At 69.5% G+C, this 21,027-nt stretch carries 20 protein-coding genes and 2 pseudogenes; 10 read left to right on the top strand and 12 right to left on the bottom strand.

Annotated elements, in window-relative coordinates:
- Positions 1-4: 4 nt before the first annotated feature.
- From ACZ6MA_RS28155 to ACZ6MA_RS28140, 4 genes and pseudogenes are all read right to left on the bottom strand, one after another.
- Positions 5-367: a hypothetical protein gene (locus ACZ6MA_RS28155; RefSeq protein ID WP_469437008.1), complete on the bottom strand. Its 363-nt coding sequence runs from the start codon at positions 365-367 to the stop codon at positions 5-7.
- A 216-nt stretch (positions 368-583) separates the two neighbouring features.
- A pseudogene (locus ACZ6MA_RS28150) lies at positions 584-898 on the bottom strand (LysE family translocator); the annotation flags it as partial.
- An 89-nt stretch (positions 899-987) separates the two neighbouring features.
- Positions 988-1,200, bottom strand: a pseudogene (locus ACZ6MA_RS28145) (LysE family transporter); the annotation flags it as partial.
- Between the two features lie 308 nt (positions 1,201-1,508).
- Positions 1,509-2,114 carry an RNA-guided endonuclease InsQ/TnpB family protein gene (locus ACZ6MA_RS28140; protein WP_469437006.1) on the bottom strand — a complete coding sequence of 202 codons (606 nt, stop codon included), beginning with the start codon at positions 2,112-2,114 and terminating at the stop codon, positions 1,509-1,511.
- 472 nt (positions 2,115-2,586) lie between these two features.
- Here ACZ6MA_RS28140 and ACZ6MA_RS28135 point away from each other — a divergent pair, with 472 nt between their 5' ends.
- Positions 2,587-3,258 carry an SMI1/KNR4 family protein gene (locus ACZ6MA_RS28135; protein ID WP_469437005.1) on the top strand — a complete coding sequence of 224 codons (672 nt, stop codon included), beginning with the start codon at positions 2,587-2,589 and terminating at the stop codon, positions 3,256-3,258.
- Between the two features lie 378 nt (positions 3,259-3,636).
- Positions 3,637-4,266 (top strand): hypothetical protein, encoded by a 630-nt coding sequence (locus ACZ6MA_RS28130; RefSeq protein ID WP_469437003.1) that lies wholly within the window; start codon positions 3,637-3,639, stop codon positions 4,264-4,266.
- 471 nt (positions 4,267-4,737) lie between these two features.
- On the opposite strand, the gene tpg is transcribed toward ACZ6MA_RS28130, so the two are convergent.
- The 4 genes from tpg to ACZ6MA_RS28110 form a co-directional block, all read right to left on the bottom strand.
- A complete protein-coding gene (gene tpg, locus ACZ6MA_RS28125) occupies positions 4,738-5,292 on the bottom strand; it encodes a telomere-protecting terminal protein Tpg (protein WP_469437001.1) in 555 nt (184 codons plus the stop codon).
- Between the two features lie 3 nt (positions 5,293-5,295).
- Entirely contained in the window at positions 5,296-5,685 is a 390-nt protein-coding gene (locus ACZ6MA_RS28120) for a hypothetical protein (RefSeq protein WP_469437000.1), read from the bottom strand.
- 94 nt (positions 5,686-5,779) lie between these two features.
- Entirely contained in the window at positions 5,780-7,918 is a 2,139-nt protein-coding gene (tap, locus tag ACZ6MA_RS28115) for a telomere-associated protein Tap (protein ID WP_469436999.1), read from the bottom strand.
- A gap of 148 nt (positions 7,919-8,066) precedes the next feature.
- Positions 8,067-8,945, bottom strand: a complete 879-nt coding sequence (locus ACZ6MA_RS28110) for a glycosyltransferase family 2 protein (RefSeq protein WP_469436998.1) — start codon at positions 8,943-8,945, stop codon at positions 8,067-8,069.
- Between the two features lie 702 nt (positions 8,946-9,647).
- Between ACZ6MA_RS28110 and ACZ6MA_RS28105 the strand changes: the two genes are divergently transcribed.
- From ACZ6MA_RS28105 to ACZ6MA_RS28095, 3 genes are read left to right on the top strand one after another with little or no spacing between them, the layout of a single operon-like run.
- Positions 9,648-9,842: a hypothetical protein gene (locus tag ACZ6MA_RS28105; RefSeq protein ID WP_469436996.1), complete on the top strand. Its 195-nt coding sequence runs from the start codon at positions 9,648-9,650 to the stop codon at positions 9,840-9,842.
- 2 nt (positions 9,843-9,844) lie between these two features.
- A complete protein-coding gene (locus ACZ6MA_RS28100) occupies positions 9,845-10,480 on the top strand; it encodes an RNA polymerase sigma factor (RefSeq protein WP_469436994.1) in 636 nt (211 codons plus the stop codon).
- 4 nt (positions 10,481-10,484) lie between these two features.
- Positions 10,485-11,120, top strand: coding sequence for a hypothetical protein (locus ACZ6MA_RS28095; protein WP_469436993.1), 636 nt, complete (start codon positions 10,485-10,487; stop codon positions 11,118-11,120).
- Between the two features lie 128 nt (positions 11,121-11,248).
- Here the strand turns inward: ACZ6MA_RS28095 and ACZ6MA_RS28090 are convergent, their stop codons facing one another.
- Complete coding sequence (locus tag ACZ6MA_RS28090; protein WP_469436992.1) at positions 11,249-12,124, bottom strand: trypsin-like serine peptidase; 876 nt, start codon at positions 12,122-12,124, stop codon at positions 11,249-11,251.
- 216 nt (positions 12,125-12,340) lie between these two features.
- Here ACZ6MA_RS28090 and ACZ6MA_RS28085 point away from each other — a divergent pair, with 216 nt between their 5' ends.
- From ACZ6MA_RS28085 to ACZ6MA_RS28075, 3 genes are all read left to right on the top strand, one after another.
- Positions 12,341-12,664: a hypothetical protein gene (locus ACZ6MA_RS28085; RefSeq protein ID WP_469436990.1), complete on the top strand. Its 324-nt coding sequence runs from the start codon at positions 12,341-12,343 to the stop codon at positions 12,662-12,664.
- Positions 12,665-12,740: 76 nt separating this feature from the next.
- Positions 12,741-14,162 (top strand): pyridoxal phosphate-dependent decarboxylase family protein, encoded by a 1,422-nt coding sequence (locus ACZ6MA_RS28080; RefSeq protein ID WP_469436988.1) that lies wholly within the window; start codon positions 12,741-12,743, stop codon positions 14,160-14,162.
- A gap of 124 nt (positions 14,163-14,286) precedes the next feature.
- Positions 14,287-17,088: a pyridoxal-dependent decarboxylase gene (locus ACZ6MA_RS28075; RefSeq protein ID WP_469436986.1), complete on the top strand. Its 2,802-nt coding sequence runs from the start codon at positions 14,287-14,289 to the stop codon at positions 17,086-17,088.
- On the opposite strand, the gene ACZ6MA_RS28070 is transcribed toward ACZ6MA_RS28075, so the two are convergent.
- On the bottom strand, positions 17,068-17,487 hold the full coding sequence (locus tag ACZ6MA_RS28070) for a hypothetical protein (RefSeq protein WP_469436984.1): 420 nt from the start codon (positions 17,485-17,487) through the stop codon (positions 17,068-17,070). The genes ACZ6MA_RS28075 and ACZ6MA_RS28070 overlap by 21 nt on opposite strands.
- Positions 17,488-17,840: 353 nt before the next feature.
- Between ACZ6MA_RS28070 and ACZ6MA_RS28065 the strand changes: the two genes are divergently transcribed.
- Positions 17,841-18,401 (top strand): cysteine hydrolase family protein, encoded by a 561-nt coding sequence (locus ACZ6MA_RS28065; protein WP_469436983.1) that lies wholly within the window; start codon positions 17,841-17,843, stop codon positions 18,399-18,401.
- A gap of 154 nt (positions 18,402-18,555) precedes the next feature.
- The gene (locus tag ACZ6MA_RS28060) at positions 18,556-19,596 is read left to right on the top strand and encodes a vWA domain-containing protein (protein WP_469436981.1); all 1,041 of its coding nucleotides are present in this window, start codon (positions 18,556-18,558) and stop codon (positions 19,594-19,596) included.
- A gap of 17 nt (positions 19,597-19,613) precedes the next feature.
- Here ACZ6MA_RS28060 and ACZ6MA_RS28055 read toward each other — a convergent pair whose 3' ends face one another.
- Together ACZ6MA_RS28055 and ACZ6MA_RS28050 are read right to left on the bottom strand one after the other, a co-directional pair.
- Positions 19,614-20,246 carry a hypothetical protein gene (locus ACZ6MA_RS28055; protein ID WP_469436979.1) on the bottom strand — a complete coding sequence of 211 codons (633 nt, stop codon included), beginning with the start codon at positions 20,244-20,246 and terminating at the stop codon, positions 19,614-19,616.
- Positions 20,247-20,254: 8 nt separating this feature from the next.
- Positions 20,255-20,995, bottom strand: coding sequence for a MerR family transcriptional regulator (locus ACZ6MA_RS28050; RefSeq protein ID WP_469436977.1), 741 nt, complete (start codon positions 20,993-20,995; stop codon positions 20,255-20,257).
- Positions 20,996-21,027 lie beyond the last annotated feature (32 nt).

Genomic DNA, 21,027 nt, shown 5'->3' with positions numbered 1-21,027 from the left:
GTCCTCATCTTGGAGAGATACCGCTGAAAATGCTCAGTAGTTCAGAGAAGTCGGAGGCCACGTCCAGGCGGCCGGTGTCCGTGTCGAACTTCACCGCCTGGACGTGACCGGCGAGCTCGGGCGCGGCCGCGGCGAGCATGTCGTCGAACTGGGCGAGGACGCTGCCGCCGACGACCGGGGCGACCAGGCCGCGCTCGGTCACCATCATGCCGATCGCCGCACCGAGCCCGAGCGGCTCGCGCCCGTCCCGCCGTACAACCTGCCGGTGCGCCGCTTCTGCTTCGCTGTACGGGCGCCGTTCTTCTTCGCCGCTTCCCGGGCAGCGACCAGGGCCCGGCGCGCGGTCGACACCACTCGGCTCGGTCATGCGATTACCGCCCGGGTGGCGTCGTCGTTCAGCGGGCGGGCGGCGAGCTCGTGACCTGGATCAAGGACCTCACACGAACCGCTTGATCACGACTCGATACCCGCCCTGGCTGGGTGCCGCCGTCCACGCACCTGCTGCCCAGGCGCGCAGACGTTCTGGGCGCTTCACCAGAGGGCGTCTTCGACGCGATGGGCCCGGGCGAGGTTCTCCGCCGTGTCAGTCGCGGAAGGCCAGTGCCGCGCCGAGGCTGACCAGGACTACCCCGGAGACCCCGGTGATGCCGCGCTCGACACGGCGGCGGCGCAGCAGGGTCTGGATGCGGCCGAGAACAGTGACGACCACGGCATACCAGAGCAGGGCGAGTGCCCAGAAGAGGCCGGCCAGGACGATGTGCTGGGTGAGGGCGGGCATGCCCGGCAGGGCGAACTGCGGGAAGAGGGAGAGGTAGAAGGCGGCCACCTTGGGGTTGAGCAGGTTGCTGACCAGGCCTTGGCGAAAGGCCTTGGCGGTGGGGTGGTTCTGGTGGTCGGCGGGCGCCGACGTCGGCTGTGCTGCCTGTGGTGACGGAAGAAGTCGATCAGGGCGCGTACACCGAGGTAAGCGAGGTAGACGGCGCCGGCGGCGCGGATGGTTGTGTAGAGCATCTGGGAGCTGGTGAGCAGGGCGGTCAGGCCGGCCACCGCGGCGGTTGCCAGGACGGCGTTGCCGAGCATGATGCCGGCGGCGGTGGCTCCCGCGCCGCGGCGGCCGGCTATCACGGCGTTGCGCAGCAGCAATACAAGGTCGGGGCCGGGGACCACGATGATGGCGAGTGATGCGGCTATGAAGCCCATGAGCTGAGTGGCCATAGCACTTCAGGATGCCACCGGTAAAGGCGAGTTACGCCTGCGGGATGTTCATACGCCCGTGGCGCGTATACGTGTTGAGGCATCGCCTGTGGCTGACCTTCGTGGGTTGCGCAGATCACATTCCGTTTCTCCGTGCCGCGATTGTCCTGGTTACCCAGAAGGTATCGGCAGTCGCGTTCGCGGCTATCCGGAAACCGGATACATGTCGGCTGATTTTCAGCACGCGATCAAGCCAAAGGGTCGGTGTAACAAAAATTTCATTGTTGACTCTTCAACAGTCGATCTGTGCATCTTCAAAGCGGTCGTATCCCGCAGGTGCCGCAGTGGAATGTCCTGTCCGCGAGCGTGAGGCGTGGGTTTTGCCATCCGCAGCCGGAACAGGTCTTGCTTGAGGGCCACCAGCGGCCCAGGACCGCCAGCTTCGCCCCATACCAGTAGGTCTTGTAGCCGAGCTGCCGCCGAAGCTCGCCCGGCGCGGCGTCCAAAACGGCGCGGTTGAGCCCCGTCTTCTGCCGCACGCGCTTGCCCGGTGCGTCCTTCGTGCCGCGGGCCGAGCGCGTCATCCCAGCGATGTTCAGGTCCTCCACGGCCACCACCGCGAACCGGGTGACGAGCCGTTTCGTCACCAGATGCAGAGCACTGTCGCGGCGCACCGCCACCTCGTGATGCAGCCGGCCGACCCGCCGCTTCGCCTTCCCCCGGCGGGCCGAACCCTTCTGGGTCCGCGAGAGGGCCCCCTGCGCTTTCACAAGCCGCTTCTCGGCCCGGCGCACGTGCCGTGGATTGGCGAGGTACTGGGATGCCGCGTCGTCGGGGTCGACACCACTCGCTTCCTGCGCGCCCCGGAAGGCCAGCAGACCAGCTCTTTGACCTGTGACTTCGATGTGTCGGAGGCTCAATCAAGGGTAGGGCCGGGTGAGGTATCGGCAGCGCTCACGCAGACCCACATGCCCGTTCGTGATCCGTCGCCGGGGATTTCCGGATCGACGCGATCTACTTCAACGGCCCGTGTGGTGGTGGCAGCTTCATGGGCGGCCCCGATGTCACCGCAGGCCGTACCGTGTACGGCTCCGGCGGCGAAGCGGACGGCAAGGACGACCCCCTGTATCACCACGCCGTGGCGTTCCTGCGGCCCCGGTTGGAACCGGGCCCGCGCCTCCTTCGCCATGGCAGTCCTCGCCCTGGCGGAGTCCGAAGAAGAGAAGAAACGCACGGTGCACTCATTTGAGGGCTGCCGGGCCTGGGGGTCGACGTGCGAACGGCTGCGCGGTACACCACCGGCCTCGTGCCGCGCGCACCTGCACCAGACTGGGCGTCCTGCGGGATGGCATCCGTGTAGTTCCTCTTGAAAGCGCCGGGTAGCGTGGGCGTGTGACGAACAGATGGACGGGGGTGCGCGAGCGCGTGCTCGCGCTGCGTACAGCCCCAAGAATGAGCGAGGTCTTCGGCGCTGTCTGGCTCGACGACCAGGGCCACCGTTTCGAACTCCAACCGCCGCTCACCCCCGGCGAGCTCGAGGAACTGGAGCACGAGATCGGTGTGCGGCTGCCCGAGGAGTACCGCACCTTCCTCGTGGAGGTGGGCGCCGGCGGCGCCGGCCCCGACTACGGCATCTTCCCCCTGCGACCCGGCACCGAGAGCACCAAGGCACGGGCGAAGGACCTGGCCGTGCCGTTCCGCCCCCAGGAGGTCGGCGCCCTCTTCGACGAGCACCAGTACAACGAGCCAGCCGGCGAGAACTTCACCAGTGCCGAGGAGTTCTCCGCCGCCTACCGCGCCTGGGACGCCCGCGACGACGAACTGCGCGAGGAACTTTTCGCCGGCACGCTCTACCTCAGCTGTCAGGGCTGTGGCTACTACACGGTGCTCGCCGTGACCGGCCCGGAGGCGGGCACCGTGTGGGACGACGTCCAGGCCCTGGGCGAAGGCGTGGCCCCCAAGCGTCACGAGGGCGCCGAGCGCTTGACGTTCGCCCAGTGGTATCTGGACTGGCTCGCTTACGCCGAACGCACAGCGTGGAAGGACCCTCAGCAGACGGCGTAATGGCAATCGGTCCGTGAAACCCCCGCAGGAGTATCGTCAACGCCCGGCATCGCACAGACGGCTGAGGCGCGACTGTGCCCAGAGATCGCCCGGGCAGCCGGACAATACATCCTCTCCCCTGAGTCGTACCACCGCCGCCATGACCGCTGCCACGACGCCGGTCGCCGACGAAGGGTGGCGGAGAAGCCCTGCTCGTGATCTGGCCCAGGGCCTGCGTGCCGTCGGCGCCGTCGGCCCGACCGCCGGGCTCGAATCGGCGTGCGTGTCCTGCCGCCCCGGGCCGTAACGAACCCCGTGCGGGACAGCCCGGAGTTTCACTTTCGTGGGCGACGTGGGCCGAGTCCGGCGCAGGCGGGGGGCCTGATTAGGGTGGCGGCTGTGAAATCGAAGATCGTGTCATTGTTCATAGCCGGTTCGGCGTGCCTGCTCGCTGCGGGGTGCGGGAGCGACGAGTCCAGCGGAGGAGGTGCCAGCGCCAAGCCCAAGCCCTCGGTCACCGTGCTGCCGCAGAGGCTGGAGAAACCGCCGGCCATGCCGGACGAGAAGCTGCAGCCGTCTCCGGCCGCTGATGCTCCGTTCAGCGAAAACCTGCAGTACGAGTTGCGCCGCAAGACCCAGGGGTTGGCCGGTGCACCGGGCAAGATCACTGCCGAGTGCCCGGCGGACATCTCCTCCAAGAGCGGAACGAAGGTGACCTGCAAGACCACCTACGAGGGCCTGGAGGTGAAGTGGGACGTGACCATCGGCGACAAGTCCGTCTTCAACACGGTGGAGTACAAGGCGACCCCACACCAGGGCATCCTCACCCGCGACGGCGTCGCCCGCCTGCTCTACGGCAACTACCGCGGCTACATCGACTACGCCCTCTGCAACAACATCCCCAAGGCTGTGCTGGCGCCCCTTGGTACCCAGTCCAAGTACGTCTGCGAGGTGGTCAACAAGGGGAAGAAGCCGTCCGGTTACGGGCAGCCCGTGCGGGCCACCGACTCCGGGCCTCGGTACTACTGACGAGCCGCAGGCCCGAACAACTTCCATTAGGTCACCGGCCAGCCCGACCGGTCCCGTGTCGGGCGCGTGGAATGACGCTGCCCTGCCCGTGCCGAGGCGCGGGCAGGGCAGCGGGCCGTGCGGTGAGGGTCAGTCGCCCCACCCTCCGGCCAGCCCTTCTGTATCCACGGCACCACGTGGCGGACCTCCTACTGCCCGGAAACACGGCTCTCGCCCCTGCCGCCCGGACCGCCGCCGTCAAAGACGCCGACCACCGCGGGGACGCTCAGCGCACGCTGCGTGAGGAACTCGGCTGGGGCACGGTGCGCTACGCCGAGGTGGAAGAGGCCGTTCTCGCGGTGCGGGGCATACCGGCCCCGAACGCTGCGCGACGTGCGCGAACAGATGACGTACGCGCGGCGCAGCGCTGGCCTGTCCACCTGAAGCGCTCAGTCACATCGCCAGCAGCCAGCCAGGCAGCGACTTCCTGTTTCAGGAGCCCAGGTCGATGTAATCGATGTCGTTGATGGCGACTTCCGAGAGTCCGGCAGCGCGGACTCCGCTGTCCTGGAAATATACTTCTTTGAATCCTTCGGCAATGATTTCGCGCAGCCTCTGATCGCTGGCGCCTTCACCGCGAGCGTCGAACAGGCGCTGCGCGAAGGCCGCGGGGAGATGGACGGTCAGGCGGCGGAAGCGGCCGTCGTCGGTGGTGCCGATGGGCGCGGTGTAGCCGAAGCGGGCCCGGGTCTCCACGGTGATGCCGGTGGTGGCGGCCTGCTTGCGCCAGCGTTGGCGGACCTGGGGCTGCCAGCGGGCCCGTACGGCGGTGTCGATCTTCGCGGCGATGTCCTTGGGCGGGTTCTTTCGCGCGCCGCGCCGGTAGCGGTTGACGGAGTCGGCGGTGACGCCGAGTTCTTCGGCGACGGCCTTCGCGGTCTTCATCTGCTTGAGCAGGAAGCCGATCTGGGCCTTGAGCGTCTTGGGTGGTTCCCGGGTGAACGCTTCCTGGTCGGCCCGCTCGATGGCGTCCTCGATCTCCCCCACCGGTCAGCTCCCGTCTGTGAGTGGGCTGTGGTCACGCTGAGGGAGGAGGCGGGCATCGACAGCCGGAGCGAGGTCGACGATCAGGCGCTCGCCCACGCCGGAGACCGTGGTGGCGTCGGGGGTGAGGTAGCCGAGCGCGCGCAGCTCGCCGACCACCTTGCGGAAGGCTTCGCGGCCCTCGGCGGCCAGGCGGTCGTGACGGGTGAGGGCGATCAATTCACTGATGGTGGGGGCCTGTCCGGGGGTGTAGCCGGTGGCGAGTTCGGCCAGGACGCCGCGGGCACGCCAGGTCAGGCGCATGTCCCGCATCGCCCGCGCGAACAGCGCCGGGTCGTGGGCGGGCGGGGCGCTGGGCACGGGCCACCGCGGGGCTGTGGCGTCGGGGGTGTTCATAGGTGTGACTCCTCGGATGCGGTTCGGGCCCGCGCCGGCCTTCCATCGGGACGGCGCTGGGGATCGGCGCTGTGCGGGTGTCGGGGTTTCGGCGTTACTCGCCCTCGTCCAGGACGGCGTCGCCGCCCTTGATGTGGCGGGCGGGGTTGAGGCCCTGCTCCATCAGGTCGACCGCCCACAGCATGGACTGCACGCCTTCCAGCTTCGCCAGGCCGGGCGTGGGTCCGAGGCGGAACCCGCCGGGCTGCGGCTTGCCGGACGCGGCGTAGGGCAGGAAGTCGATCGGGTTGTCGCCGGGGCTCGGGTAGACGACGCAGTCGGACAGCACGGCGAGCGGGAACAGGCCCGTCATCCGGGACATGTTCAGCAGCTTGCGGTGCATGTTGACCCGGGCCTTGCTGATGACGGCGGCGCGGATGTCGGGGCGCCAGGTCGGCCGCTCCAGCGCCGGCCACCTCTCCCCCTGCTGGTAGTGCCTGCCCTGTGGGCGCTCGCGCAGCTTGCCCACGCCGCCCTTCACCGTCGCTTTGACGGCCGAGAGCACGGCGGCCAGGGCCGGGTCGGCCTGCTTGTGGTGCTCCATCGCCGTGAGGAACTGCCGGTCGTCCAGGTCTTTGGTGACGCCGAGGTCGGCGAGGGTGTCGACGTACGCGGTCTTGAGCCGGTCGTGCCAGGGGTCCAGGTACGCGCCGGTCTCGCGACGCAGGTACGCCTCGATCGGGTGGACGTTGTAGCCGAGCTCCTGGGCGTAGGCGACGGTGTGCGTCTGATACCAGGAGGGGCCGTCCGGGCGGGTGCCGTCGGGGGTGAACGGGGACGGCAGACGCGGGTCCAGCTCGATGTGGGACAGGTCGACCAGCCAGGACCCGGGGATCTTGGGGTTGAACTTCGGGGCGTGGAAGTGGTCGGGGGCGGACAGGCCGACCACGAGGCGGGAGGCGGCCGCGAGGAAGGCGGTGTTGAGGTCCAGGCCGACCGCGAAGGGCAGGGTGCACTCCTCATCGGTGAGCGTCTCCACCTGCCGCACCCACTGGTACGCCTCCTCATTGAGGAAACCGCCGGTCCAGCCGGACTGGACGACGACGGGATGCTCCGGGGTGGCTTCCGGCGGCGCCGGGTCCATCGGCTCCGTGCCCAGCGAGCCGGGGTTGTGGCCGGATACCCAGTTCCCGGTGGCCGGGTCCTGCACGGCCTTTGTCGGCGGGCGCAGCGCCGTCATCAACTCCAGGCCCGATACGGCTGTCGATCCGCGCGGGGTGATGACCCGCTGGGCGTACACCCCGAGGACTCGGGCGATATCGGCCGGCTCCATTTCCGCCACGCCGGGCCAGGACCGCTCATCGAGGGCGTCCCACGACAGGATCGCCAGCTGCACGCATTGCCGCTCACGCCCCTGGGCCTTGCGGTAGATGCGGGCCCAGGGCCCGAACCCGCGCTGCGTGAGCTGCCACTTCGCCTTCGTCACCTGCTTGACCACCGGGTGGTCGTCCGGCAGGCGCAGGGAGCGGCGTTGCTCATGGCCCTCCAGGCGCTCCGGCAGCCCGAGTTTCACGGCGGCCGCGGCGGTGAGCACGAGCAGCGGGTCGCTGTCCTTGCCGTAGCGGTTGAGCTTCGGCGCGCCGAGACCGGACTGGCGCAGCGTCCACTCCACCAGCTCCGGGACGGTGGTGGCCGGGCAGTCGAGCACGAGGCCGTCGACGCCGTATGCGGAGCCGTCGCCGTCCAGCACGGCGAGGGGGCCGTGCGGGAAGCGCGGGTCGACGGCGGGCTGCGCGGCCTTCTTCGGGACCTTCTTTACCGCCGGGCGGCGAGACGATGTCGGCGGGGACGCGGGGCGCCGGTCCGGCGCGACTGCGGCAACAGGTGTCTGCACCGGCGCGGCGGTCTCCGTCTCGGACACGGACGGGCCGGTGAACGTCGGCGGCGGCGCCGGGGCCGGCTGCGGCACGGAGGCCGGGGTGGGCGCCAGGGCGGGGAGGCTGTTCGCGGGATACTTCGCCGCCCAGCCGTTCAGCAGCCGCTGGTACGCCTCCAGACGCGGCGACTTCGGCTCGGAGCGGCCGTTCTCGTAGTTCTTGATGCTCTGTGTCGACGTCTTCAAGGCGACCGCGAGGCGGGCCTGAGTGATGCCGGCTGCCTCGCGGAGCCGGGCGCGCTCCGCCGGGGGCGGGAGCTGCGGCTCCTCCTCCAGCAGAGCGTCGATGTTCGCGAACAGCTCTTCCTCGGTTGCCATATCCGTACTACCTCCACCCCGCACACTAGCAGTGCTTTATCTCGTTGTTTACCCCATTCCTTTAACCCGATCGGATGCGTTTGGAGGGGAAGAGAAGGGGTCCGCCTACGCCCCGGCCTTGGTTCGGTCAAAGAGCACCCGGGCGATGTCAGCAGACCGGTGGTCGGCCGGCGCGCGTCAGCCGGGCGACGGTGCGCCAGCTCATGGGCGACCGGCTACCCGGATCCTCGCGTAGGCCCTCGCGGAGGCCGGATAGCGTGGCACGCCAGGCGTCACGGCCGCGCACCCGCCAGGCGGCCAGCAGAGCCCAGGTGGCCAGGTTGAGGGGGATGAGCGCGGCGGGGAGATTACGGCGGGCGAGCCAGACCCGGTTCCGGGCGGTGAGCCGGTAGAACCCGGTGTGACGGGTCGGGTTGGTCGCCGGGTGGTGGACGACGATCTCCGGCCGGTACAGGCCCTTGGCGCCGAGGTTCCACAGCCGCCAGGCGAGATCGATGCCCTCATGAAAGAGGAAGAAGTCGCCCGGCCAGCCGCCGACGAGTTCGAATGCCGAGCGGCGCACCATGACGACGCCTTCGGCCATGACGGTCACGACACCGGGGCGGGCCGTGTCGGCGGCCCGCAGGCGGGGCACCCAGCGGCGCAGCGTGATCCCGGTGTCGGGGTCGGCGATGCGCGGCTGCACGTACGCCAGGGACGGGTCACGGTCCAGCTCGGCGGCGAGCCGGGCCAGCACATCGCGTTCAGGCAGGACAGCGTCGTTGTCGAAGAAGAAGATCAGTTGGCCTTCGACGTTCAGGGCGCCGACGTTGCGGCCCTCGGGGATGCCGAGGTTCTCCGGTAGCGCGACCGTCCGCACGCCGTCGGGAACCCGCTCGGGGACGACGCCGTTTCCGACCACCACCACGTCGAGGTCGACGCCTTCCTGGGCCAGAAGCGATGCCATGGCTTTGGTGAACTCGGCCGGCCGGTCGTTCATGGTCAGGACCACGGCTCCGACAGCGGGGCGGAAGGCTGCAGTGCTCACGAGTGCGGAGTCCTTCGGTAGCGGCAACGTCACCTTGCGGTTGCCTCACCGTAATGCACCTCGCGCGGCGGCTTTGTGCTTCGACGGGCGCTCACCTTGCGGCGGAGAGACGCACGGCATTCGGCCGGGGCCGGTGGGGGTGACGTCCACCTCCAGGGCCAAGCACCCATGGGTGGACCGGGGTTGCGGTAGCGCGGACGCCGGCAGAGGCCGCGCCGCCCCCGTCCGACCACCCGGCGAGCGCCGCGACTGGCCATCCAGGGTCTATAGCGGATCCAGGACTCACTTGTCCACGGTTTCGGCCTTCCCCTCTCCTCCTTGGTGATGCTTCGTCACGCTAGTGGCCCATCGAGTCACTGGACGAGAAGTTCCTGCCGACGACAGGCGGTCCCCCCGGAACGACCCTGCTGTGATCTGAATCACCAAGGAGTGCCTTACGGGGCGCGGCGGACGGATGTCGCGCGGACGCGAGGAGGGGAATTCCCGCCGGTCGGGGCCTTACCGGAAAGTAACTATCCGACTGCGGAGCGAATTGGTCTACGCCTTTAAGTGATGAGGTGATCACGTGTCGTGAAAAAATTGGGGAGCGCGGTACGCGTTCGGGCGTCCTCTTCCGAAATCCTGCGGGTGAGGGCGAACGTCCTCCGGCGCCCTTAGGGGGATGGGGAGTTGGGCGCCGCCCGCAGGACTTGAGGATGACTCGTGACTGTTAACGACGCGCTGCACGCGCTGGTAGTGGCCATCGCGGTGCGAGTTTTCGCTCCGGACGTACGCGCGCTCATACGGCGTGGGCTCGGCGCCGGAGTACGCGTCGGCACCGCCGAACTGCTGGAGGACGCCTCCCGCACCCCACGCACCTTGCCCCTGCCGTCGGCCTCCCGTGACGAGGAGGTCTGATCATGAGCATCCCGTCATCCGGCGAAGCCGACGGAGGCGACACCCAGTTCACCCTGTCCAGCGGCTTCCTCAGCGAACTCAACTCGCTCGAAGGCGTGCAGTACCAGATGCCGTCGGACCTGGAAGCCTTCTACGATCTCTACGCCAAAGCACACCTGCGCTACGCCCACACCATGCTCGGCGACAAGAAGGCCGCCAGATCGGTCGTCCGCCGCGTGTATTCCCACCTGGCGCTCAACTGGGTGGTCGTGCTGAAGGAAGAGAGCCCCGAAGCGTACGCCTTCGCCCTGCTCAAGCAGCGCGTCGAGACGCACCTGCGGTGCACGGGCAGCGTCTCGCAGATGGTGCAGACCGCCAGCTTCCAGCAGGCCGCCCGCGCCACTTTGGAGGCCATGCGAAGCCAGCTGCAGGTCATGGAGTCCTCTCTCGGCCTCTTCACCGCCATCGCCTCGCTCCCCGCGCGGCAGTATGACGTCATCGTGCTGCACTACGTGCTCGGTTACCCCTGCTCCCGCATCGCCAACATCATGGGGATCAAGCCCGACACCGTCCGCTCCCACCGCCGCCTGGCCCGGGAACGCATCGCCACCAAGCTCGGCCTGTCCATGAAGCCGACTGCCGACGAAGACAAGGAGTAACCCCGTGCCACGCAGGATTGACCGAGCCCTGGCCGGAGCCGGCTTGCCCGACCTCTTCAGCGAGGAGGACATGGACGACCTGAAGCAGGAGATCGTCCGCGACGTCACCTCCAGCATGATGTTCGGCGCCCAGCCCGCCCCCGTTGGGCACTTCCCCACCACACATGACCGGGCGAACAAGGAACTCCAGGCACTGGCCGCCCAGTTACTGCACCACGACGACGTCGGCCACCGGCTGACCAAGCTGTGCGACGAGGGCATCGACCCCGACGGCGCCCTGCACTTCGCCTGCCTGCTCAGCCTCGCCAGCGAACCGACGAGCGCCCAGTTCTGGTGGCAGTTCTCCGCCGGCGCCGGCAACGCTCTCGCCGCCTACTGCCTCTACCTGCTCCATCTCGGCCGGGGCGACCTGCGCGACGCCGATCACTGGGCCTACCAGGCCGTCGCCCTCATCGACCATTACCCCAGCCCCATCTTCGAGCGCGTCACCGGCCCGCTGCCGCACTTTCCCAGCGACGCCCTGCGCAAGGTCGTCGGCCGGCTGAAAGCCGACGACGTCGAGGAGTTCGGTTTCGGCCGGGTCCTGCACCCCGACCCCCGCCTCGCAGGCCAGATCGAAGAGCTGGCCGACGCGCTCTGACAGAGCCGCGCACACAGCCGGTTGCCTTGTGGGAGGCGACCGGCTGTCCGGCACCGTGACGAGGCCGACGACGCCTGGCTGCCTTTTGCGCTCCCGGCGCCGGAACCAGCTGCCATGCGTGAGGCGAATCAGGGCCGACTGGCGTTGAGCTGGTACAGGTCCCAGATTCCGTCGTCGAAGTACGGGGAAAGGATGATGTTCAGGTTCGATGTGGGCGCTCCGCTGAGGACTCCGTTGACGAAGCCGGTCTGCGTGCTGGTGCTGTAGCCGTCGAGCCACGGGCCGCCGCTCGACGACCGCTCGTACCTGCAGTCGATCCTGAGCCTGTTCTCCGGCGGCGGTGCGTAGACCCGCGTCTGCCCGAAGCACTCGGCCGGGGTGTCGTCGAACAGATACGACCACACGGTCCGCGAGGCGACCATAGGTTGGTTGACCTCGAAGCCGTTCTCCCCCACCGCGCTCCCGGCCTGCTTCCCCTCCGCGTTCGGCTCCAGAGTGAGGAATCCGAAGTCGTTGCGGTCGTCCCCGTCCCGGCCCCACGCCCGGTTGACCGATGGCTTCTTCCCTTTGAACTCACCGTACGGGGCGGGCCGGCCCTTTTGGTAGGCGGGGACGAAGCGGAAGTCCGTGTAGTAGGCCCCGCCGCCGCCCGGGCTCAGGCAGTGCCCGGAGGTGACGACGAGATTGTGGAACTGGCTCGGGACCGTCGCGGCGACGCATCGGGCGCCGGGCCCGGCCGGCGTCGTCACGTAGAGGCGTCCGATCGTACGGTTCGGTCCCGCCGACCAGTCGGCGAACCGGTGGGCCGGCGGTGCGTCCGACCGGCCCTTCGCGGGTGTGGATTTCGGCTGCCCGTCAGGCGGAACATGGGGAATCGGCGCCGCCGAACCGAACTCGTCCAGCCGGTCACCGGGGAGCGCGTGCTGGGCAGCGGATACGGGTGCCATGGACAATGCCGCGACGGCGACCACGCATGCGGCAACCTTGGTGATGAGTCGTCTCATACGGCCAGTGTGTTGACGGGTGTGGCTCCTGACGGGCTCATGCCGTCCGAAACCACCCTTTGCGGGCCGATGCCGACAAATGCACAGATCAGGCGTTCGATGTTACATACGGATGAGTGATCCCCTGCGGCATTTATCAAGAAAATCTTTGAATAGTCGGATCCTGGTGCCCCGAGGAGAGTCACACCTCGGTTGTCCGGCTAGACAGGGGGTCTCATGCACGTTCTTCAGCGCGCCCGGCGCACGGCCTTGACCGTGAGCGCGGCGCTCATCCTGTTCACAGGGCTGTCCACCAGCGCCCAGGCAGCGGCAGGCGAGTTGTCCTACCGGTCGACGGACGGGGAGGAATTCTCGCTCACCGACCCGGACAACGGCGAGTGCTTCCTTCTCCTGGGCGGGGCGGACCGTGTGTCCAACATGACGGATACCAGGGCGACCCTGTACACGGACCAGGGGTGTGAGGAGAACCCGACCTCACTGGCGTCCCATGCCTCCAGGGACTTCCAGCCCCCTGTCCCCCACAGCATCCGGTTCGGCTAGCTTCCGCGCACCGCATGGGCCTCGCCGTTGAGGGCCCGGTGTGGTCGGAAACAGATCTCGCGCGGGAAGGGGACGGATGGGGGCGGGGATGGAGCTGGAGCGCTGGCTCGAGCGGGGCGCCGTGGCGTTCCGGGAGTGGGCCCGGACGTACGAGGAATTTTCGGGCCACCCCGCGACGGCGGTGGACGAGGCGGCGTTCGAGGTGGCCTTCGAGGAGCTGGCCGCCCGGCTGCGCGGCAGCTACCCCTTCTTTCATCCCTGCTATGCCGGGCAGATGCTCAAGCCACCGCACCCCGTCGCGGTCGCCGGCTATGTGGCCGCCATGTTGGTCAACTCCAACAACCACGCCCTGGACGGCGGTCCGGCGACCTCCGCCATGGAGGAGGAGGTGCTCGGACAACTCGCGGCCATGGCCGGATTCGCCGACCATCTCGGGCATCTGACCAGCAGCGGTACACAGGCTAACCTCGAGGCGCTGTTCGTCGCCCGTGAGAGCCGGCCGGGCACGGGCGTGGCCGTCAGCAGTGACGCCCACTACACGCACACCCGGATGTGCCACCTCCTGGGCATCCCCGTGCACATAGTGCCGGTGGACGACCGGGGGCGCATGGACGTGGGCGAACTGGAACGACTGCTGTCCGCCGGGGACGTCGGGACGGTCGTCGCCACCACGGGGACGACGGCGCTCGGGGCCGTCGACCCGCTGCACCACATCGTCCCGCTGGCGCGCCGGTACGGGGCGCGCGTCCACGCCGACGCCGCTTACGGCGGGTTCTTCAGATTGCTCGCCGACGGTGACGCGCGGCCGTTGGCCGCGGAGACCGGTGCCGCCCTGCGGGCGCTCGCCCGGTGCGATTCGGTGGCGATCGACCCGCAAAAGCACGGCCTGCAGCCCTACGGCTGCGGGGCGGTACTGTTCCGGGATCCCGACGTCGCCCGGTTCTTCCGGCATGACTCGCCCTACACCTACTACACCTCCCACCGGCCGCATCTGGGGGAAATCAGCCTTGAGTGCTCCCGCTCGGGTGCGGCCGCCGCCGCCCTGTGGCTGACGCTCAGACTGCTGCCGCTCACCCGTGAGGGGCTCGGCGAAGTGCTCGTCGCGGGGCGGCGCGCGGCCGTTCGCTGGGCCCGGCTGATCGGCGCCTCCCCGTATCTGGAGCTGTACCAGCCTCCCGAACTCGACATCGTGACGTACCACCCGACGTCTTCGGCGGACGCGCCGCACCGGCTGTCCCACATCGCCGCGAGGAGCGACGAAGTGCTGCGCCGGGGGATGAACTCCAAGGAGGAGCCGGTCTTCCTCAGCGTCGCCCGGATTCCCGCGGCGGAGTTCACCGCGCGGCACGCGGATGCCGTCGTGGACAGCGACCACACCAAGGTCCTGCGCAGCGTGCTGATGAAACCGGAGAGCGAACCGTATCTGGAGCACCTGCATCACCGGGTGGAAAAGCTGGCCAGGGCGGCATGCGTCGGCGCGCGGGAGGACGGCCCGTGAGCGGGGAGCGGAGAGGCGGGACCCCGTCGGGGACAACGCCGTCGGCGCCGCTGTACTTGGCCTCGTCCCGGGACGCGACCGCAGTGCACACGCCCCCGGCCACGCGGTCACCCGGGGAGTGGCCGTGGGAGAGCTGAGCGCACACACGAGCGTCGCCGCCGACGCCGTGGGGGACATCGAAGGCATCGACGCGGACACCGGTCTGCGCCTGCTGGCCGAGCTGGTCGACGAGGCCGTATGGCTCGACCACTGCCCGTTCCTGAGCGCGTCGTTCCGGCCTGTGCCCGACTGGTTGCGGTTCGAACCGGTGTCCGCCTGGCAACCGCTGCCGCTCCCCCCGCCCGGCCACCGGCCGCCTCCATCCGGCCCGCGTCGCGTCTGTGTGTCCTTCGCCCCCGAGCACGGGGACAACGCTCGCACCTGGGCCCGGACGCACGGTTACCGGTTGCTCGCCCCGGAGCCCGCCATCACGGCCCGGGCGGCCGACAAGATCAGCGTCACCGGGCTGTTCGCCGAGGCCGGCGTCCCCGTGCCACCGTTCCTGGTGATCCCCGCCACGGGCCGGGCGCCGGCCGGGAGTTACTGGGACGGCCGGTGGTCCCGGGCGGTCGCCCAGCGCAGGGAGAACAACCTCATCGGTCGCGGTACGGTGCCCGTCGCCGGGTTGCCGGGGCTGCGGGCCCGTCTGGAGGCGTGGCCGGACGAACCCGTGAAGCTCAGCCGGTTCGCCCCCGGCGTCTCCTTGACGGTCAGTGCGTGCGCCGGCCCGGACCGGACCGTCGTCTCGGCGGTCTCCCACCAGCTGGTCGGGCTCCCCGAGACGGCTGCCTCCTGGGGTGCGCACTGCGGCAACCAACTCGTCGGCCCGGACGATCTCCCTGCCGGGATGTACGCACAGGCGCGCTCGGCCGCACGCCGCGTCGGTGACGTCCTGCGGGCGCGCGGCTTCCGCGGCGTCTTCGGGCTGGACCTCGTGGAAGACAACGGCCGACTGCTGGCCATTGAAGTCAACCCGCGCTTCCAGACGGTGGTCTCCCTCGTCCAGGCAGTCGAACGGGCGGCAGGGTTACTGCCCTCGCTGGGGCTGCACATCCTGTCCTTCCTCCTGCCCGCCCTGCCCCCTGTGGTGACCAGACCCTTCCCGCCGGTGCAACGTCCCAGCCAGCTCGTCGTGCACGCCGACATCACCGTGCACCGCGCGCCAGCCACCGGGCGTTATCGCCGGGACGGTGCGAAGGTGGCCGGGCCGCTCCCCGGCCCGGCCGACGTCACCGGGCTGGCCGCCGGCGAGGCGCTGTGGTGGCCCATCGCCCGCCCGGGGCCTGTCACCACCGGGCAGGAGGTCGCGCTCGTCCAGTTCCCCGGACCGGTCGCCGACCTGGAACCGCGCCCGCGCCCACGGCCCGGTGCCCTGGCCTGGATCGCCTTCTTCCGCCGGGAGACGGTGGGCGGTCCGCCGCCACTGCGGCTGGACGAACGGCTGATGCGCGAGGCCGGTCATCACGCCGTCGAACTCGTCATCGAGCGGATGACCTCGCCCGGCTCCCGGCCGCCTCTGCACGTTCCTTCGCCCGGCGCCCTCCGTGCCGTGCTCGACGAGCCGCTCCCCGAGCACGGCACGCACGACGTGCCCGCTCTCCTCGACCACGTGACCCGGCAGGCCCTCGCCCAGGCGACCCGTCTCGACCACCCCCGGTGTTTCGCCTTCGTACCGTCGACCGGCAATTTCCCGGCCGTCCTCGCCGACGCCCTCGCCTCCGCCCACCTGTCCGTGCCCGGGGCCTGGCTCGTGGGCGCGGGGCCCACTCAGCTCGAACTGACCACCCTCGGCTGGCTGAAGACCTTCCTCGGCCTGCCGGACGGCCATGGGGGTCTCTTCGTCAGCGGCGGGTCCGCGGCGAACCTCACCTGTCTGGCCGTCGCCCGCGACCACCACCTCGACGGACGGCTGCGCGACGCCCGCCTCTACTGCTCCTCCCAGGCCCACCCCTCCGTCGCGCAGGCGGTCCACCTGCTGGGGTTCACCCGCGAACAGCTCGTCGTCCTGCCCGTCGGCGACCGGCTGCGCCTGGAGGCCGACGCCGTGGCCGACCGCGTCCGCCACGACCGGCACGCCGGGCTGCGGCCCTTCGCCGTCGTCGCCACGCTCGGCACGACCGGTACCGGGACCGTCGATCCGCTCGACGACCTCGCGGACCTGTGCGAGGCCGAGGGCCTGTGGCTGCACATCGACGGTGCCCATGGCGCGGCCGCCGCGGGCACCCCCCGTGGGCATCATTTGCGAGGCGCACTCGGCAGGGCCGACTCCCTCACCGTCGACCCGCACAAGTGGCTCTTCCAGCCTTACGAGATCGGCTGTGCGCTGCTGCGGCGGCCGGAACTGCTTCCCGCCACCTTCGGCATGGCACGCCACGCACTGGACGACGGCTACCTCCAGCCGGCCCACGCGCCCCATCCCGACGGTGCCACGGACGGGGAGATCAACCTCTCCGACTATGGACCCCAGCAGAGCCGCGGCCTGCGCGCACTGAAACTCTGGCTGTCCCTGAAGACCTTCGGCGCCCAGGCGTTCCGGCAGGCCATCGAACAGGGCATGGAACTGGCCGAGTACGCCGCCGCGCTCATCGACGCCCACCCGGACCTGACGCTGGTCACACCACCGAGCCTCGCCGTCATGACGTTCCGCCACCACCCGCACGACACACCTGTGGGCTGGGATGCCGATGCCGCCCAGAGCCGCATCAGCCGGAAGGTGTGCACAGACGGCCGGGCGATGCTCCTCACGACCACCGTGCGCGGCGCCACCGTGCTGCGCATGTGCACCATCAACCCGCTCAGCACCCGCGCGGATGTGGCGCACGTCCTGGACCTGGTCGCCCGGTACGGCCGCGAGGATGCGCGGGCGTCAGACGATCAGCAGCGTTGACGGTCCGGTGATCCGCTCGACACCGCCCTTCGACGCGCATTCCAGCGGGTTCAGCACGGCCTGAATACCCGGCGAGGCCACCGTCCGGCCCTTGAACCTGCCCTCCACCACCCGGCCCACCACCAGGACGACCGCCTGGCCGGCGACCTGCTGGACGGTGCCCGCCTGGTACACGACCTTCGTCTTCTCCCCGGTGTTCCACGTGATGCGCTCCACCGTGGTCGCGTCGGAGAAGAAACAGCCGTTCCGTCCACCGCCGCTGATCGAGGATCTTCCCCACTTCAGCGCCGGATCCGTGGACAGACAGCTGTACTCGCCGCTTCCGTCGATCCGGGTGCGCCGCGCGGCCAACGACAGGCCGGGTGAGAACGAGACGGTGTTGCTTCCCGTGCAACTCACGACAGCGTCGGACGAATGCGCCGACGCCGCCGGTACGGCGGTCCCCAGCACGGTCAGCGTGACCGACGCGGCAACGCCTGCGAAGCGCCGGATCCTTGAAGGCTTCTCTGACATGGTCGCCCACCCCCTCCTTCTGCGTTCCCCTGCACCAACAGCCTCATCTTCCCGGCTCGGGGCCTGTGTGTTGGGCGGTGTGGGACAGAACGCGGGGGCCAATCGCAGCGCGACGTGCACGGCAGGCGCGAGTCGCCGTCGACGCGCCCCGCGGTCGGTCGTTCAACGCACGCGTAGGATCCGACCCATCAGGACCCGGCCCGTTCCAGCATCCGACCGACTTCGTTCCTGGAGACGACATGAGCAGCGCCCTTCTCGTGATGGACATCCAACAGGCCATCGTGGACATCGTCGACGCCGACTCCGGATATCTGCGGCGCCTGCGCAGGGCGATCGACGGGGCCCGGGAGGCGGACATCCCCGTGATCTATGTGGTCATCGCGTTACGCCCCGGATTCCCGGAAGTCGGCACGCGCAACAGGGCTCTCGCCGCCATCGCACGGGCCGGCCTCTTCGTCGAGGGCGCCCCGGGCACCGGGATCCACCCCGAGGTCGCGCCCCGGCCGGGCGACGTGGTGGTCACCAAGAGGCGGGCGAGCGCGTTCTCGGGCAGTGACCTCGACGTGGTGCTCAAAGCGCGCGGTATCGACAGCCTCGTTCTCACCGGCATCGCCACCAGCGCTGTGGTGCTGTCCACCCTGTGTCAGGCGAACGACCTGGACTTCGGCCTCACCGTCCTCTCCGACGCCTGCCTGGACACCGACCCGGAGCTGCACCGGGTCCTCGTCGAGCGGCTGTTCCCGCAGTGGGCGGACGTCGTCACCGTCGGCGACTGGCTCGAGACGACCGCATCGCGATAGCGGCAGACTGCAGAGTCGGCAACACACCGGCAGCCGGCTCCAGTGGGCCTGCCGGCCCTGGCCGGGGGGCCGTTCCTCCGGCCCGGGAGCCAGGTCCGATTGTCAGTGGTGGGTGAGACGGTAGGAGCATCACTTCGGAAGAGGGGGAGCTTTCATGTCCGGAAGCCAGAACTACATCAATCACGTTGCCCTTGTGCTGGACGCCAGTTCGTCCATGTCGCACCTGAATCGCAAGGTCGTCGAGGTCGCCGATCAGCAGATCGCCTACCTGGCCCGCCGGTCGCAGGAACTCGACCAGGAGACCCGGGTCACGGTCTACGTCTTCGCGAACGAGGTGGAATGCGTCATCTACGACAAGGACGTGCTGCGGATGCCGTCCCTGCAGCAGCTGTACCGGGTCGGTGGAATGACGGCTCTGCTGGCGGCCACCCTGAGGTCGCAGCGCGAACTGGCGCAGACGGCCCAGCTCTACGGTGACCACAGCTTCCTGACGTTCGTCCTGACCGACGGGCAGGAGAACGCGAGCCATCGCTGCCCGGATGCCCCTGACAGCGACCCGCGCGCACTGGTACGGGCCGTGTCCGAGATGATCGAGACGCAGCAGGACAACTGGACGCTGGCCGTCATGGTTCCGGACCAGATGGGCAAGCGCGAGGCCATGCAGTGCGGCTTCCCCAAGGACAACATCGCCATCTGGGACGCCACGAGCACGCAAGGGCTGGAGGAGGCGGGACACGTCATCCAGCAGGCCACCGAGAAGTTCATGGTGGGCCGCTCCCAGGGCATCCGAGGATCACGCGCGGTGTTCTCGACCGGTGCGGACACGGTCAACAAAGACACCATCGAGGCCGTCGGCCTGATCCCGGCGGATCCGTCCTCGTACCAGCTGATCCCGGTGACCCGCGCCGCAGCGATCCGGGACTGGGTCGTCGAATGCGGGCACACCTATCGGACCGGTGGCGCGTTCTACCAGCTGAGCAAGTCGGAGAAGATCCAGGCGCGGAAGCAGATCGCCGTGCTGGAGAAGAAGACGGACCGGGTGTACACCGGGCCCGAGGCCCGAGCGCTCCTCGGCCTGCCGGATGTGGAAGCCCGCGTCACACCGGACCACAACGACGACTTCACCATCTTCGTGCAGAGCACCAGTGTGAACCGCAAGCTCGTGCCCAACACACGGCTCCTGCTCATGGCGTGACCGTCCTGGCCGGCGCCTTATGGCGTTGTTCTCGCCCCCGCCGCTCGCGTGAGTGCGGCGACCGTCTCCCGCGCATCGTCGGCGTGAAACCGAAGCGTACGGGCGGATCCTCGCGCGCCAAGCGGTCGGACGAGCTTCACCGGATGCGTCAGTTCTACCGTCACCGTGGTCTGGCCGCCCACCGCGAGGTCGAGCACCCCGTCCGCGCTCAGTCGCACCAGCCCTCCGTCGGGGCAGCGTCGCTCGACCCGGGCGGTGGCGATGGCCGCGGCCGGCACCCCCAGGTCGAACAGCACGCCGTACCGGATGCGCAGCGAGCCGTCGGGTCCCACGAGGTGAGGCCGGACCACGCAGGCCGCGTGCAGGGCGAGGACCAGCACCACTGTGTACCCGTCCGCGACGAGCAGGATCGTATGAAGGAGCGGCCACGTGATCACCAGAGCCAGCACCACCGTTTCGATGACGGAGACGCAGAGCAGCGCGTACATCGTGGCCGTCTGGGGTGCGGTGTACGCGATGGCCAGATGGCCGTCGGGGACCTGGCGGCGGCGTAGCACCCACAGCCCGAGGCTGTGCAGGGCCCGCAGTTCGTGCGCGACGAGCCGGCGCGCGGCCACCGGGACCAGGTGGTGCAGTGCGGCCCGTGCCATGCGCGGACTCATGACGGCCTCTGGTTCGTCCTGGCGGTGAGGTGCTGTATCACCTGGCGTACGACCTCGGCCTGGGCGGGCGGGTAGTCGGCGAGCAGGGCCTGTCCGAAGCCCGGCACCACGGGGCCCGTGGCCGGGATCGCCGCCAGTACCTCGTCCGGTACGGCGGCGGCCAGGTCATCGGCCAGCGGCACGATGCGCGGATCGTCCGCTGCGGCTTTGTCCAGATCGTCGAGCCGTTCGTACAGGCGAAGCATCGCGGGGTCCTCGGTCAGCGGCCGCAGAGCCGCATACACCGCGTCCCCGTTGGTGGTCGCGTCCAGCAGCGTCAGGTGTTCGCGGTCCTTGGCGGCGGCGGGTGATGCGGTGGCGGGGGCGGCCTCCAGGAGTTCCACGAGCGTGCGGGAGAGCGGCGCGTCCGGCGTGAGCGGGCCCTTCAGCAGATCTGCCAGCACCCTGCGGCGCTGTCGGATCTCGTGCTCCTGGCGGGCGAGGTCGGCGTCCAGTTCGCCGAGCACTTCGGCCAGTTCGCGCCCGGCGTCGTCCGCGAGGACGTCCCGTACCTCGTCCAGGGTGAGCCCGAGTTCCGTGAGGCGCCGGATCCGGGCCAGTACCACCGCGTCCCGAAGGCTGTAGGCGCGGTATCCGTTGGCCTGCCGTGACGGCTCGGGCAGGAGACCGATGTGGTGGTAGTGCCGCACGGCTCGGGACGTGACTCCCACGAGCGCGGCGATCTCTCCTCTTCGCATGCGGCCAGTAGAAACCCTGCCGTCGCGGCAAG

The sequence above is a fragment of the Streptomyces sp. NPDC042259 genome (genome assembly GCF_055582085.1).
This window is presented reverse-complemented; position numbering and strand designations above follow the sequence as displayed.

Excerpts from the sequence above, each read along its gene's own strand:
- ACZ6MA_RS28090 (WP_469436992.1), bottom strand. The coding sequence starts at position 12,124 with ATGAGACGACTCATCACCAAGGTTGCCGCATGCGTGGTCGCCGTCGCG.
- ACZ6MA_RS28050 (WP_469436977.1), bottom strand. The coding sequence starts at position 20,995 with ATGCGAAGAGGAGAGATCGCCGCGCTCGTGGGAGTCACGTCCCGAGCC.
- ACZ6MA_RS28085 (WP_469436990.1), top strand. The coding sequence starts at position 12,341 with ATGCACGTTCTTCAGCGCGCCCGGCGCACGGCCTTGACCGTGAGCGCG.
- ACZ6MA_RS28055 (WP_469436979.1), bottom strand. The coding sequence starts at position 20,246 with ATGGCACGGGCCGCACTGCACCACCTGGTCCCGGTGGCCGCGCGCCGG.
- ACZ6MA_RS28100 (WP_469436994.1), top strand. The coding sequence starts at position 9,845 with ATGAGCATCCCGTCATCCGGCGAAGCCGACGGAGGCGACACCCAGTTC.
- ACZ6MA_RS28065 (WP_469436983.1), top strand. The coding sequence starts at position 17,841 with ATGAGCAGCGCCCTTCTCGTGATGGACATCCAACAGGCCATCGTGGAC.
- ACZ6MA_RS28060 (WP_469436981.1), top strand. The coding sequence starts at position 18,556 with ATGTCCGGAAGCCAGAACTACATCAATCACGTTGCCCTTGTGCTGGAC.
- ACZ6MA_RS28120 (WP_469437000.1), bottom strand. The coding sequence starts at position 5,685 with ATGAACACCCCCGACGCCACAGCCCCGCGGTGGCCCGTGCCCAGCGCC.
- ACZ6MA_RS28080 (WP_469436988.1), top strand. The coding sequence starts at position 12,741 with ATGGGGGCGGGGATGGAGCTGGAGCGCTGGCTCGAGCGGGGCGCCGTG.
- ACZ6MA_RS28155 (WP_469437008.1), bottom strand. The coding sequence starts at position 367 with ATGACCGAGCCGAGTGGTGTCGACCGCGCGCCGGGCCCTGGTCGCTGC.
- tap (WP_469436999.1), bottom strand. The coding sequence starts at position 7,918 with ATGGCAACCGAGGAAGAGCTGTTCGCGAACATCGACGCTCTGCTGGAG.